Annotated in this window: 13 protein-coding genes; 6 read left to right on the top strand and 7 right to left on the bottom strand. The window is 71.9% G+C overall.

Features of this window, described 5'->3' with window-relative positions:
* Window positions 1-93 precede the first annotated feature (93 nt).
* The 4 genes from ABT129_RS06810 to rsmI all read right to left on the bottom strand — a co-directional run bounded on the left by ABT129_RS06810 (window position 94) and on the right by rsmI (window position 4,874).
* Window positions 94-966 carry a TatD family hydrolase gene (locus ABT129_RS06810; RefSeq protein WP_351897475.1) on the bottom strand — a complete coding sequence of 291 codons (873 nt, stop codon included), beginning with the start codon at window positions 964-966 and terminating at the stop codon, window positions 94-96.
* A 75-nt stretch (window positions 967-1,041) separates the two neighbouring features.
* Window positions 1,042-1,458, bottom strand: coding sequence for a hypothetical protein (locus tag ABT129_RS06805; protein WP_351897473.1), 417 nt, complete (start codon window positions 1,456-1,458; stop codon window positions 1,042-1,044).
* A gap of 224 nt (window positions 1,459-1,682) precedes the next feature.
* Window positions 1,683-3,890 carry an FG-GAP-like repeat-containing protein gene (locus ABT129_RS06800; RefSeq protein ID WP_351897471.1) on the bottom strand — a complete coding sequence of 736 codons (2,208 nt, stop codon included), beginning with the start codon at window positions 3,888-3,890 and terminating at the stop codon, window positions 1,683-1,685.
* Window positions 3,891-4,004: 114 nt separating this feature from the next.
* Window positions 4,005-4,874, bottom strand: coding sequence for a 16S rRNA (cytidine(1402)-2'-O)-methyltransferase (gene rsmI / locus ABT129_RS06795; RefSeq protein WP_351897468.1), 870 nt, complete (start codon window positions 4,872-4,874; stop codon window positions 4,005-4,007).
* A gap of 52 nt (window positions 4,875-4,926) precedes the next feature.
* Here rsmI and ABT129_RS06790 point away from each other — a divergent pair, with 52 nt between their 5' ends.
* The 4 genes from ABT129_RS06790 to ABT129_RS06775 all read left to right on the top strand — a co-directional run bounded on the left by ABT129_RS06790 (window position 4,927) and on the right by ABT129_RS06775 (window position 9,859).
* Window positions 4,927-6,669, top strand: a complete 1,743-nt coding sequence (locus tag ABT129_RS06790) for a dolichyl-phosphate-mannose--protein mannosyltransferase (protein WP_351897466.1) — start codon at window positions 4,927-4,929, stop codon at window positions 6,667-6,669.
* Window positions 6,670-6,781: 112 nt separating this feature from the next.
* The gene (locus ABT129_RS06785; RefSeq protein WP_351897464.1) at window positions 6,782-8,419 is read left to right on the top strand and encodes a penicillin-binding transpeptidase domain-containing protein; all 1,638 of its coding nucleotides are present in this window, start codon (window positions 6,782-6,784) and stop codon (window positions 8,417-8,419) included.
* Window positions 8,420-8,495: 76 nt separating this feature from the next.
* Entirely contained in the window at window positions 8,496-9,011 is a 516-nt protein-coding gene (locus tag ABT129_RS06780) for a YbaK/EbsC family protein (protein WP_351897461.1), read from the top strand.
* Entirely contained in the window at window positions 9,008-9,859 is an 852-nt protein-coding gene (locus ABT129_RS06775; protein WP_351897459.1) for an EamA family transporter, read from the top strand. Before ABT129_RS06780 ends, ABT129_RS06775 begins: the two co-directional genes overlap by 4 nt.
* A gap of 36 nt (window positions 9,860-9,895) precedes the next feature.
* Here ABT129_RS06775 and ABT129_RS06770 read toward each other — a convergent pair whose 3' ends face one another.
* Genes ABT129_RS06770 through ABT129_RS06760 form a run of 3 tightly spaced genes read right to left on the bottom strand, consistent with a single transcriptional unit; the run spans window position 9,896 to window position 11,499 of the window.
* Window positions 9,896-10,744 (bottom strand): helix-turn-helix domain-containing protein, encoded by an 849-nt coding sequence (locus ABT129_RS06770; RefSeq protein WP_351897457.1) that lies wholly within the window; start codon window positions 10,742-10,744, stop codon window positions 9,896-9,898.
* 13 nt (window positions 10,745-10,757) lie between these two features.
* Window positions 10,758-11,273: a DUF6879 family protein gene (locus ABT129_RS06765; RefSeq protein WP_351897455.1), complete on the bottom strand. Its 516-nt coding sequence runs from the start codon at window positions 11,271-11,273 to the stop codon at window positions 10,758-10,760.
* Complete coding sequence (locus tag ABT129_RS06760; protein ID WP_351897453.1) at window positions 11,245-11,499, bottom strand: hypothetical protein; 255 nt, start codon at window positions 11,497-11,499, stop codon at window positions 11,245-11,247. Before ABT129_RS06760 ends, ABT129_RS06765 begins: the two co-directional genes overlap by 29 nt.
* Before the next feature lie 223 nt (window positions 11,500-11,722).
* Between ABT129_RS06760 and ABT129_RS06755 the strand changes: the two genes are divergently transcribed.
* Complete coding sequence (locus ABT129_RS06755) at window positions 11,723-11,857, top strand: hypothetical protein (RefSeq protein ID WP_351897451.1); 135 nt, start codon at window positions 11,723-11,725, stop codon at window positions 11,855-11,857.
* Window positions 11,858-13,039 (top strand): methyltransferase domain-containing protein, encoded by a 1,182-nt coding sequence (locus tag ABT129_RS06750; RefSeq protein ID WP_351897449.1) that lies wholly within the window; start codon window positions 11,858-11,860, stop codon window positions 13,037-13,039. It abuts the gene before it with no gap.
* Window positions 13,040-13,087: the final 48 nt, after the last annotated feature.

The following is a 13,087-nucleotide window of genomic DNA, read 5'->3' as shown; positions in this document are numbered from 1 at the left end:
GGGACCCTAGCGCCGACTCCGGTCACGACCCGCGACGACCCGACCGCGAAACGTAATCGTTATGGATCGGTCCCGCCGCGGCCCGGTCGTGGCTCAGTAGTCGAAGGCGCGGGCGGTGTTCACGGCGATCGCCTCGGCCATCGCCTCCTCCCCGATCCCCCGCACCTCCGCCATCGCCCGGAGGGTGACGGGGATCAGGTACGGGGCGTTCGGGCGGCCCCGGTAGGGCGCCGGGGTGAGGAAGGGGGCGTCGGTCTCGACGAGGACGAGTTCGAGCGGGGCGACGGCGAGCGCGTCCCGCAGGTGCTGGGCGTTCTTGAAGGTGACGTTGCCGGCGAAGGACATGTAGTAGCCCTTGGCGGCGCAGATCTCGGCCATGGCGGCGTCGCCGGAGTAGCAGTGGAAGACGGTCCGCTCGGGGGCGCCCTCCTCGTCGAGGACGCGGAGCACGTCGGCGTGGGCCTCGCGGTCGTGGATGACGAGCGCCTTGCCGTGCCGTTTGGCGATCTCGATGTGGGCGCGGAAGGAACGCTCCTGCGCGGCGATGCCCTCGGGGCCCGTACGGAAGAAGTCGAGGCCGGTCTCGCCCACGCCGCGGACGTACGGCAGGGCGGCGAGCCGGTCGATCTCGCCGAGCGCGTCGTCGAGCGCCGCCTCGCCGCCGCCCTCGCGGGCCCCCTGCCGGGACCCCTCTCCCCCGGGGTCGCCGAGGACGATCCGGGGCGCTTCGTTGGGGTGCAGGGCGACGGCCGCGTGCACGTGCTCGTGGGCGGCGGCGGTCTCCGCGGCCCACTGGGAGCCCTTCACGTCGCAGCCGACCTGCACGACCGTCGTCACCCCGACGGCGGCGGCCTTCACGAGGGCCTCCTCGACGGTCCCGGACTGCAGGTCCAGGTGGGTGTGCGAGTCCGCGACCTCCACGAGGAGGGGTTCGGGCAGCGGCGGCGGGGCGTCCTTGGCACTCATGGCCCCGATCGTACGAGGCTCATGAGTGCCGGCGCACGGCATGTCCCGGGCGCGCGACCGGACCCGGGGGTGCTGTCAGTGGTGGCGCCGGAAGGGGTGCAGAAGGTCCGACAGGTGCCAGTGGTGCGGCACCGGCGGCTCGTCGGCGCCCTCGGTCAGTTCCTGGCCGATGGGGCCGGCCGGCCCGATCGGCTTGGTCTCCTTCGATCCGCGCCGGTGCTGCTCCGTCGCGGCGATCAGGTCGAGCACGGACGACACCTGCCCCGCGCGCATGATCCTGACGACGTGGCCGCCGCAGTTCATGCAGGTGGGCTTGGACAGCGGGGACGGGACCCGCTCCCCGTCGGCCTTGTAGACGACGTACGCGTGGCCGGCGGCGTCGACGTGGTGCTCGATGTCGTACGCCTGCTCCCAGCCGTATCCACAGCGCATGCAGGCGAAGGCGTACGCCTCATGGGCGACGGATATGCCGGTGCCGGTGATCTCGCTCATGCCAGCTCCTCTCCACTGATCAGTGGACGCCTTTTCGGGCCGGAGCGCATCAGCGCGGGGCGAACCATGGAAGGCTTTTGGCTCTTCCCTTGCCTAGGGCCCTGGGAAATGTCCCGGCGCCGGGTTCGGCTTTACCTTTCAGAGTAATTCAGCGGGGGAATCCGCGGCGGCCGAGCCCGACGGCCCCCGCCCGGTGCGGGGCGGGGGCCGTCGGGCCGGTGGGCCTAGGCGACGGTGTTGAACGTCGTGCCCTCGCCCGCGTACAGCGAGGTCGTCCGACGGCTGAAGGGGGCCGTGGCGGAGCCCGTCGAGGCGTAGACGTACGTGCCGCCCGCCCCGTACGCGATCAGGTCCGGCCGCCCGTCGCTGTCGACGTCGCCGGCGCCGACGAGCTGGGTGAAGGCGTTCCAGCCGCCGCCGATCCGCACGCGGGGGGCGACTCCGCCGGTGCCGTTGCCCTGGTACAGCCAGAGGACGCCGGAGGTGTCGCGGGCGACGAGGTCCCCGGCGGCCGTGCCGGTGATGTTCCCGACGGAGGTGACCTGGTTGTAGACGCCCCAGCCGCCGCCGACGCGCGCGCGGGCGGCGAAGGGGGCGGTCGCGGAGCCCGTGCCCTTGTAGAGCCACAGGACGCCGGAGGTGTCCGTGGCGAGGAGGTCGGCGCGGCCGTCGCCGTTGAGGTCCGAGCCGCCGGTGAGCTTGTCGTAGACGCCCCAGCCGCCGCCGATCCGGACCCGGGGGGCGAACGTGCCGTCGCCCTTGCCGAGGTAGTGCCAGAGCACCCCGGAGGCGTCGGCGGCGACCACGTCGCCGACCGCGTCGCCCGCGATGTCGCCGACGGCCTCGACCTGCTTGTAGATCTGCCAGCCCCAGCCGGCCTGGGTGCGCCGGGCGGAGGTGATCGTGCCGTCCACCGGCCGGTCCCGCAGGTCGTCGCGCCACAGCACGCCCCCGGCGTCCCGGGCGAGGACGTCGGTGGAGCCGTTGTCGGTGTAGTCGTGCGGGTTGGCCGCGCGGACCACCTTCATGAGCCAGCCCTGGTAGACCGGCTCGCCGGTGCCGTCGAGCGGCGTCGCCTCGGCCTCCACCCCGTACGAGCCGTTCGGCGCGTCCACGCCGTCGATGGTGCCGTCCCAGGTGAAGGAGAAGCGGGTGCCCTCGGCGGGGGCGTCCACGCGCGTGCGGAACTCCTTGCCGGTGGCGGTGTGCGTGAGCGTGACGTCCAGGCGGGCGTCGCGCTGCGAGAGCGTCCACCCCAGCGTCGCCGTGCCGCCGGTCCGGTCGAGGTCCACCGTGTCGGGGACGTGGACCTCCTCGATCTTCAGGGCGGGCAGCGGGCCGTCGACGGCCACCTTGGTGACCTTCGGCGTGCCGTCCTGCGCGGTCTCGATCCGGAACAGGCCCGCGCCGTCGGAGGCCCGCGCGCCGCGCACCACCGCGGTGCCGTCGCTCGCGGTCGCCGCGGCGGAGCCGGAGTCCAGGAGGTCGCGGATCTCGCCGGTGGTCAGGGAGACGGCCCGGACCCGGCTGGTGGGGTTGCCGTAGATCAGCCAGTCGCCCATGAGGGCGGTGTACCACTCGGCGGTGTGGGCGCCCAGGACGGTCCGCTTCACCTCGCGCGTGCGGCGGTCGACGGAGCGGATGATCCCTCCGGTGCCGGCCTCGTACTCGTACCAGGTGATGTGGGAGGCGGAGAACTCCAGGGTCCGGTAGTCGTACCAGGACTCGGTGGCGGAGTACGTCTCGGTCACCGTCCCGGCCGCCAGGTCGATGACGGCCCGGCCGCCGGTCCGCCGGTCCTCCGGCCCCGTCGCGTAGCCGACGACGGCGAAGCCGTCCCGGGCCGTGGGGCCGAAGTAGTCCTTGGCGTCCGCGGGCAGGCCCTCGATCCTGCGGGTGGTCGTCGTGGCGCCGTTCTTGGTCACGACGTGCAGTTCGGAGGTGCCGTCGTCCTTGTTGAGCTGGGCGAGCACGCTCGTCGGGCCGAGCACGGTCACGTGGTCGGCGTTCAGCGCGCCGAGGTCGATCTCCACGACCGGGGCGGCCGGGGCGGCCATGTTCCGCAGCCCGATCCGGCGCGTCTCGTCGGAACGGCGGACGGCGATGTCGCTGCCCTGCGCGTACCAGTCGTCCCCGTCGGACTCCTGGAGCGGGATCGGGGCACCGCCGTCGTAGGGCGTCCAGAGCAGCCGCTTGGTGGTGTCCTGGGCGAAGTAGTAGGTCAGGAAGCCGGAGGGGCCCACGCCCGCGAGATCGGTGCCCTCCGGGTAGACGGGCAGGCCGTCGGCCTGCTGGGCCGGGGTCGCGGCCGCACCCGGGACGGGGCCGGCGGCGAGGGCGGCCGGGGCCGTGGCCAGCGTGCCGGCGCCGAGGGCCGTGGCGGCGAGGACGGCGGTGACGGCCAGGGCGAGCCGGGTGGAGCGGAACTGCAAGGTGAACCCCCACGAGAAGGACGGACACGGGGAGTGCCGTATCCATCCGGACTCATGATCGGGTCGAGTGGTTGTACGAGAACCTCGACGAACTGTTCGACGCGGTTCGGTTCGTCACCGTACGTCCGGTCCGGCCGCGTTCTTCGCCGCCACGACCGCGTCGAACACCTCTCGCTTGGGAAGTCCCGCGTCGGCCGCCACGGCGGCGATCGCCTCCTTGCGCCGCTCCCCCGCCTCCTCGCGCACCCGCACCCTGCGGACCAGCTCCTCGGCGTCGAGTTCGGCCGGTCCGGTCTCCGGGGCGCCCTCGACGACGACGGTGATCTCGCCGCGGACGCCCTCGGCCGCCCAGCTGGCGAGCTCGGCCAGCGGGCCGCGCTTGACCTCCTCGTACGTCTTGGTCAGCTCACGGCAGACGGCGGCCCGGCGGTCGGCGCCGAAGACCTCGGCCATCGCGGCGAGCGTGTCGTCGAGCCGGTGCGGGGCCTCGAAGTAGACGAGGGTGCGCCGCTCGTCGGCGACCTCGCGCAGCCGGCCGAGCCGCTCGCCGGCCTTCCTCGGCAGGAAACCCTCGAAGCAGAAACGGTCCACCGGCAGCCCGGAGAGGGCGAGCGCGGTGAGCACGGCGGACGGGCCGGGCACGGCCGTCACCTTGATGTCCTGCTCGACGGCGGCGGCGACGAGCCGGTAGCCGGGGTCCGAGACGGACGGCATGCCCGCGTCGGTCACCAGCAGCACCCGGGCGCCGCCGACCAGGGCCTCGACCAGCTCGGGCGTACGGGCGGACTCGTTGCCCTCGAAGTACGACACGACCCGGCCCGAGGTGTGGATACCGAGCGCACGGGTGAGTCCCCGCAGCCTCCGGGTGTCCTCGGCGGCCACGATGTCCGCGTTCTGCAGCTCGGTGGCGAGCCGGGGCGGAGCGTCCGCGATGTCACCGATGGGGGTCCCTGCGAGTACCAGCGTTCCTGTCACACGCACCATCCTCCCAGCCCGGACGGACGACGCGCACAGGCGCGTTCCCTACGATGGCGCGGTGACCAGTACCGCACCCGAGACCCTGGAGGGCCGGCACGCCGTGGCAGAGCCCTCTTCGTGGCAGCAGCGGCTCCGGCGGTTCGGCTACGCGCCGCCCGCCGGAAGCGCCGCACCCATCGGGCTGCGGGAGCGGCTCGTCCCCCCGTACACCCGTCCCTCCGAGCGCGTCATGTCGCTCCTCGGCCTCGGCCCCGACCGGGCCGAACGGCTGTGGCGGCTGATGGCCTGGGGCGGTCCGCTCCTGGTCACGGCGGTCGCGGGGCTGCTCAGGTTCTGGAACCTGGGCAAGCCGCGCGCGGTGATATTCGACGAGACGTACTACGCCAAGGACTCCTGGGCCCTGATCAACCAGGGGTACGAGGGGGCGTGGCCGAAGGACATCGACAAGACGATCCTGAGCGACCCGGGCTCGGTGCTGATCCCCACCGACCCCGGCTATGTCGTCCACCCGCCGATGGGCAAGTGGATGATCGGCGTCGGCGAGAAGCTCTTCGGCTTCGAGCCGTTCGGCTGGCGCTTCATGGTGGCGCTGCTCGGCACGCTGTCGGTCCTGATGCTGTGCCGGATCGGCCGGCGCCTCTTCCGGTCGACGTTCCTGGGCTGTCTGGCGGGTCTGCTGCTCGCCGTCGACGGACTGCACTTCGTGATGAGCCGTACCGCGCTCCTCGACCAGGTGCTGATGTTCTTCGTCCTGGCCTCCTTCGGCTGCCTCGTCCTCGACCGCGACCGGACCAGGAAGCGGCTCGCGGAAGCGCTGCCCGAGGACGAGGAAGGGGTGCTGCGGCCCGACGCGGAGATCGCGGAGACCGTACGCCTGGGGTGGCGGCCCTGGCGGATCGCGGCCGGCGTGATGCTGGGCCTGGCGGCGGCGACCAAGTGGAACGGCCTGTACGTCATGGTGGGCTTCGGCCTGATGACGGTCCTGTGGGACGTGGCCGGCCGCCGCACGGCCGGCGCGGTCCGCCCGCACCTCGCGGTCATCAGGAAGGACCTGGTGCCGGCGTTCGTGTCGGTGGTGCCGGTGGCCATCGCCACGTACCTGGTGACCTGGACCGGCTGGATCGTCAGCGACAAGGGCTACTTCCGCGACTGGGCCGCCAAGCAGGACAAGATGTACGGCGAGGGCACCTGGGGCTGGCTGCCGGAGTGGCTGCGCAGCCTCTGGCACTACGAGTCCGAGGTCTACTCCTTCCACGTGGGCCTGACCTCGCCGCACACGTACGAGTCGAACCCCTGGTCCTGGATCGTCCTCGGCCGCCCGGTCTCCTACTTCTACGAGTCCCCCGCCCCCGGCACCGCCGGCTGCCCGGCGACCGCGAAGGAGAAGTGCGCCCAGGAGGTCCTGGCCCTCGGCACCCCGCTCCTCTGGTGGGCCGCCTGCTTCGCGATCCTGTACGTGCTGTGGCGCTGGGCCTTCCGCCGCGACTGGCGCGCGGGCGCCATCGCCTGCGGCATCGCGGCCGGCTGGGTCCCCTGGTTCCTCTACCAGGAACGCACCATCTTCCTTTTCTACGCGGTCGTCTTCGTGCCGTTCCTGTGCCTGGCGGTGGCGATGATGCTGGGGGCGATCGTCGGCCCCGCGGGTTCATCGGAAAGACGCCGCACTTTGGGCGCGGTGGCCGCGGGCTGCGTCGTCCTCCTCATCATCTGGAATTTCATCTATTTCTGGCCCATCTACACCGGGACTCCCATTCCGCTCGACCAATGGCGCAATCGGATGTGGCTGGACACGTGGGTTTAGCGGGGACGCGGCGCCGGGGAGGCGCGTCTGACGTATGTGGCGGTAGTTGCTCGACACACCGGCCGCGTGGCTGCTTCACTCGTGGGTCCACCTGGGGAGGGGAACCGCAGTCATGCGCAGTGGAGCCAAGGTCGCGATAGTCGGGGGCGTGTTCGCCGTCGTGGCGGGAGGCGTCGGATACGGGGGCTACAACCTCTGGAACGGCGTCACCGGCGGCGAGAAGACCGTGGACTCCCGGTCCGGGGACGCGCCCAGATCGGGGCCCGTCACGGCCGAGGAGATCACCGCCACCTCACGCGACTTCCTCGCCGCCTGGGCCGCGGGGGAGTCGGACCGCGCGGCGCAGCTGACGAACGACCCGGTCACGGCGGGGCCCGCGCTCCTCTCGTTCCGGGAGGGCGCGAAGGTCACGAAGGCGGTCATCGCGCCGGGGGCGGCGGTCGGGGCGACGGTGCCGTTCACCGTACGGGCGACGATCTCGTACGAGGGCGTGACGAAGGACCTGTCGTACGCGTCCCGGCTCAGCGTGGTGCGGGGGCAGACCACCGGCCGTCCGCTGGTGCAGTGGAAGCCGACCGTGCTCCACCCCAAGCTGACGTCGGCCGGGACCCTGCGCACGGGCGGGGCGAAGTCCGCCACCGTGAAGGCCGTCGACCGGAACGGCGACGAGCTGTCGGTGGAGAAGTACCCCTCGCTCGCGCCGGTCATCGCCGAACTGCGCACGCGGTACGGCTCGAAGGTGGGCGGCTCGGCCGGTGTCGAGACCTGGATCGACTCCGGCAGCGAGGCCGTGCCCGACACCACGCTCCTGGTCCTGTCGAAGGGGAAGCCGGGCACGCTGAAGACCACCATCGACGCGGACGTCCAGGCGGCGGCGGAGAAGGCGGTCGCGGCGTACGGCCAGGCGGCGGTGGCGGCGATCGAGCCGTCGACCGGCGCGGTACGGGCGGTCGCCAACAGCCCGGCGGGCGGCTTCAACACGGCGTTCGACGGGAAGCAGGCCCCCGGCTCGACGATGAAGATCGTCACGGCGGCGATGATGATGCAGCAGGGCGTGGCCACGCCAGGCGACCGCGTCGAGTGTCCGCCCACCGTGCAGTGGGACGGCTACCCGTTCCACAACCTGGAGGACTTCAAGATCGACAACGGCACCCTCACCGATGCCTTCCGCCGCTCGTGCAACACCGCCTTCATCAAGGCGATCACCCCGCTCAAGGCGAAGGGCATCCACAACACCGCCCTCGGTGACACCGCTCGCCGCTCCTTCGGCATCGGCCTCAACTGGCAGGTCGGCATCCCGGCGGCGGACGGCAGCGTCCCCGCGTCGGAGTCGGTGGAGACGGCCGCCTCGTACATCGGCCAGGGCAAGATCACGATGAGCGCCCTGAACGTCGCCTCGCTCTCCGCGACCGTGAAGAACGGCGGTTTCCTCCAGCCGTACCTGGTGGCGCGGGAGCTCGACGACCGGGAGTTCGCCGAGGCCGAACCGCTCTCCCGCGAGGTCGCCACGGGGCTGCGCCGGATGATGAACGCGGCGGCGACGGACGGCACCGCGACGAAGGCGATGACCGGAGTCCCGTCCCCCAAGGGCGCGAAGACCGGCTCGGCGGAGGTCGACGGCAGGTCCACCTCCAACAGCTGGTTCACCGGCTACTCGGGCGACCTCGCGGCGGCGGCCGTCGTCCAGTCGGGCGGCCACGGCGGCGACACGGCGGGCCCGGTGGTGGCGCGGGTCCTCAAGGCGGGCTGAGGGGAGCGGGGGCGCGGCCGTCCGAGCCGTGGAAGTCGTTCGCGTGCCCCCTACACGGACCGCTAGCGTGCGCCCCATGAGCACTGAGCACACGGAGACCACCGAGCGCCCCGACCCCTCCCCCGCCCACCCCCGGTTCGCCGCCGCCCTCGCGGAGCTGGGCCTCGACGTCGAGGTCCGCCGCTTCCCGGACGAGACCCGGACCGCGCACCAGGCCGCCGAGGCGATCGGCTGCCAGGTCTCGGAGATCGTGAAGTCGCTGATCTTCGCGGCCGACGGGGTGCCGGTCCTCGTCCTGATGGACGGCGCGTCGCGGGTGGACGTCGAGCGGGTACGGGAGGAGCTGGGCGCGGCGAAGGTGACCCGGGCGGACGCGCAGGTGGTCCGGGAGACGACCGGGTACGCGATCGGGGGCGTCCCGCCGTTCGGCCACCGCACCCGGACCCGGGTCCTCGCCGACCGCGGCCTCCTCGACCACGCGCTCGTGTGGGCGGCGGCGGGCACCCCGCACACGGTCTTCGCCCTCGACCCGACGTCACTGGTGGCGCACGCGGGCGCGACCCTGGCGGACGTCCGCGAGCCCTCCGCGTGACCCCGCTGGTCACGGTCGCCGTCCTGATCGCCGCCGTCACGCACGCGAGCTGGAACGCGATCGCGCACGCCATCAAGGACCAGCTGCTCTCGTTCACCCTGATCTCGGGCGGCGGGGCCCTGATCGGCCTGGTCGCGGCGGTGTTCGTGCCGCTGCCCGCGGCGGAGGCCTGGCCGTACCTGGTGGTGTCGGCGCTGCTGCACGTGGGCTACATGGCGCTGCTCATGCGCTCGTTCACGCTCGGCGACTTCGGCCAGATGTACCCGATCGCACGCGGTACGGCCCCGCTGATCGTGACCGCCCTCGCGGCCGTCTTCGTCGACGAGGTGCCGGACGGCTGGCAGTTGCTGGGTGTCGCGGTGGCGTGCGCGGGCCTGACGGGCCTGGCGGTCTGGGGCATCCGGGGCAAGGGCACGCGACCGCACTGGCCGGCGCTCCTCGCGGCGGGCGCGACGGGCCTGTCCATCGCGCTGTACACGGTGGTGGACGGCGTGGGCGTCCGCGCCTCGGGCACCGCGCTCGGCTACATCGCCTGGCTGATGGTCCTGGAGGGCCTGGCGATCCCGGCGTACGCCCTCTGGACCCGCCGCGCGGCCCTCCTCCCCCAGCTCCGCCCCTACGCGGCCAGGGGCCTCCTGGGCGCCGCCCTCTCGGTCAGCGCGTACGCCCTGGTCCTCTGGGCCCAGACGAAGGCCCCCCTGGCCCCGATCGCGGCCCTCCGCGAGTCCTCGATCATCGTGGGCGCGGCCATAGGAGCCCTCTTCTTCAAGGAACGCTTCGGCACCCCGAGAATCGCGGCGGCCGGCCTGATGGTGGCGGGCATCGGCCTGATGCTGCACGCGGGGTGAACGGGGCCGGCGGCGCGTGACCGCCGGACCCGACCGTCACTCCAGCGACGCCAGCGCGGCCGTGACGAGAGCACGTGCCGCGGCGCCTCGTGCGGCACCCTGGGAAAGTCGTTCGAAAGCTCGCGTGTACAGCTCGATCTGGCCCGGCTGCGTCAGGGTGGAAGCCGCGTCCAGGGTGTCCGCGTGCACCCTGCCGCCGTCGAAGATCGTGAAGGTCGGCATGGGCCACACGGTTCGCCGCACCGAGAACGGGACGATCCCCAGGGCGACGTTGCGGAGATCCATGACCGCGAGCAGGTGGCCGAGCTGGGCCGCCATGGTGTCCGCGGCACACGGCCGGGAGCGCAGGACCGATTCCTCCAGAACGAACGAGAACCGGTGCGCTCCGTCGTCCAGGACCGCGTTGCGCCGCATGCGGACCGCCACGGCATCGCTCACATCGTCAGGGGTCCCTCTGAAGTCCGCGATCGAGGACAAGAGCGCCGAGGCGTAACCGGGTGTCTGGAGAAAACCCGGGACGACATCGGACACGTACACCCGGAAGACACGGGTTCGCCGGTAGAGGCTCTCCGTGGACTCCTGCACGTGCCGGAGGCCGGTGTGCTGGAGACGCCTCCACTGCACATGCGCGTCTACGGACTGCCTGTTCGCCGCGACCAGGTCGGGCGCCCGGTCGTCGGCGCCGCAGGCTCGGCACCACGCGCGGATGTCCGAGTCGGCGGGCGGCGTCCTGGCGTTCTCGATCCGGGACGACTTCGATTCCGACCAGCCGCACCTGGCAGCCAGCTCCCGTCCGCTGATCCCCGCGTCCCTGCGGATCTCGCGCAGTCGGCCGGCGAGTTCTTCGCGGGCCTTCTGAACGCTCGAAGAGGGATGCGGGGGCATGGAGCGGCTTTCGTCAGATCTCGTACAGGTGGTGCGGGACCGCTCGTCGCCAGACCGTCTCGAAGGCGGTGGTGCACAGCTTCGCCGTCTCGGCGTCCTCGGTGATCTCATCCTCGACCACCACGCCGTCGCCTGAGAAGTGGTGCACGCGGAGAAGAGCGCCGTCGAACAGCCAGAAGTCGTTTCCGGGCAGGGGGATGTCCGTGGCCCGTCGTCGGGGTAGCCAGCGGACTTCCTCCCCGGCCGTGACGTTGGCGTGGGTGACGTAGTGCTCCCACCGGATGTACTCCGTCACGGGCTCGGAGACGATCCGGGCTCGGCGGATCGACACACCCCTGGACACGGTGTCGCTGATCAACTGGTCGTACGGGTGCCACCAGGACTCACGGTCGGACCAGTCGATCCGCTCGCCGCGCTTCCACGCGGCGAAGCGGTCGGTGGGGGCGTACGAGTCACGCAGTTCCAGATGAACGGCGGACCGCTCACATCGGCCGAGGAGCTCAGCGAAGCCGGGCACGCTCGACGGCATCGCACGCCTCCCTGATCATCGGAATCATGCGGGCCGGAATCCTGACGATGGCCTCGCTGTCGGGTACCGGACCGTTCGCGGGGCTGCCCGCCTCGCACTGGGCCTGAGTCTCCGCGCTCGGCTTCCACCCCTGCAACAAGATCTCCTGGGCTTCCGCGTCCGCCCACACCGTCGGGCAGTGGTCGCGATCGGTGTCGGGGTCGATACCGACGAACTCTACGGCCATGGCCGGCTCCCTGGACCAGATGTTTGCTCGGACTTGCACGAGCGTCGCTGAGCAGCAGACATGCCGTCAATATCGTTATCGGTCACAGCAATTGGCGTGCAAGTCCGTGCAAGCTCATGGAGCGCGAGAGGGCCTTGCTCCTAGCGTCGGGGTGCACCGCCGAATCCGAGCGGAGAGCGGTGAGTGGATTTCCGCGGAAGGCGTCACCCGAGAGGAGACCGGGATGGGTTGGGGAACGGGTAAGGGCGGCGGGGGAGGCGGCGGGCAGCACTCCGGGAACAAGGACCCGGGGACCAGCAAGCCGTCGAGCGACACGGCCAAGCCGAAGGATCCGCCGAAGCACAAGAAGGACCGGTAGGTGACGCCACCGAATCTCACGGCGGCCGAGCAGATCGCCATCCGCGATCTGCTCGGCGCGGTGAACAACGACATGGACGCGCCCCTGGCGCCCGAGTGGGAACGCGCGGCGTGGGCCGTCCCCCGGTCCGCGTTCGTCCCCGAGCGGGTGTACCTGGGTGACGAGTGGGAGCCCTGCGACCGCACCGAAGACCCGGAAGCATGGCTGCGGGCGGTCTGCGCCGACGACAGCGTGGTCACCCAGATCAACGACGGCATGGACCCCGTGGACGGAGACAGGTGGCCGTCGTCGTCCGCCTCGGCTCCGTCCATCGTGTTCCGGATGCTGCACATGCTCGGCGTGGCGCCCGAACACCGGGTCCTGGAGATCGGCACCGGAACAGGGTGGAACGCGGGCCTCCTGGCCTGCGTCGCCGGCCCGGAGAACGTGACGACCGTCGAAGTCGACCCCGTGTTGGCGTCCGAAGCCCGGGAGCGCCTTCGTCGTGCGGGACTCCCGGTGGAAGTCGTCACCGGTGACGGAGCCGAGGGGCACGCCGGCACCACTCCGTACGACCGGCTGGTAGCCACCTGCTCCGTACGGTCCGTCCCTCGCCCATGGCTCGCGCAGGTACGCCCCGGCGGCGTCATCCTCACCCCGTGGGACAGCCCTTGGGTCTGCTACGGGCTGCTCGGCATGACCGTGGACGACACCGGAAGCGCGTCGGGCCGGTTCGCACCGCACTCCGCGTTCATGCTCATGAGGCGACAGCGGACCGACCTACGGATCTTCCGGGACGTGGTGCGCGACGACCACCGCCCGGAGGAGTCGACCACCACCCTGCCGCCGTGGCGGGTGGCCGGTGACGATCTCGCCGCGCAGTTCGCCATGGGGCTTCAGCTCCGTGACGTGTGGCGGACGTGGCACGACGACCCGGATGTCGCGGGGGTGGCATCCCGGCTGTGGCTGGCCACCACCGACGCCACGTCGTGGGCGGCCGTGGACTGGGACGGGACGTCGGACGACCGGTTCACGGTCTGGCAGTACGGACCACGGCGCCTCTGGAACGAGGCGGAGGCCGCGTACACGTGGTGGACGCTGCACGACCGTCCCGGCCCCGAACGGTTCGGTCTGACCGTGACCGCCACAGGTGAGACTCCGTGGCTGGACAACCCGGACCAGCCGATCCCCACGACCGGCTGACCGGCCCCGACCGGGCCGGCGCACGCGCCACGGATGAGGCCCGTACGA

Origin of the sequence: Streptomyces sp. NPDC002057 (genome assembly GCF_040296665.1) — a bacterium.
Taxonomy (GTDB): Bacteria; Actinomycetota; Actinomycetes; order Streptomycetales; family Streptomycetaceae; genus Streptomyces.
Note: the sequence above shows the minus strand (reverse complement) of the source record. Positions and strands in the feature narration are given on the sequence as shown.

Coding starts and splice junctions, on each gene's coding strand:
- ABT129_RS06810 (WP_351897475.1), bottom strand. CDS start 966: ATGAGTGCCAAGGACGCCCCGCCGCCGCTGCCCGAACCCCTCCTCGTG.
- ABT129_RS06805 (WP_351897473.1), bottom strand. CDS start 1,458: ATGAGCGAGATCACCGGCACCGGCATATCCGTCGCCCATGAGGCGTAC.
- rsmI (WP_351897468.1), bottom strand. CDS start 4,874: ATGGTGCGTGTGACAGGAACGCTGGTACTCGCAGGGACCCCCATCGGT.
- ABT129_RS06785 (WP_351897464.1), top strand. CDS start 6,782: ATGCGCAGTGGAGCCAAGGTCGCGATAGTCGGGGGCGTGTTCGCCGTC.
- ABT129_RS06780 (WP_351897461.1), top strand. CDS start 8,496: ATGAGCACTGAGCACACGGAGACCACCGAGCGCCCCGACCCCTCCCCC.
- ABT129_RS06770 (WP_351897457.1), bottom strand. CDS start 10,744: ATGCCCCCGCATCCCTCTTCGAGCGTTCAGAAGGCCCGCGAAGAACTC.
- ABT129_RS06765 (WP_351897455.1), bottom strand. CDS start 11,273: ATGCCGTCGAGCGTGCCCGGCTTCGCTGAGCTCCTCGGCCGATGTGAG.
- ABT129_RS06760 (WP_351897453.1), bottom strand. CDS start 11,499: ATGGCCGTAGAGTTCGTCGGTATCGACCCCGACACCGATCGCGACCAC.
- ABT129_RS06755 (WP_351897451.1), top strand. CDS start 11,723: ATGGGTTGGGGAACGGGTAAGGGCGGCGGGGGAGGCGGCGGGCAGCAC.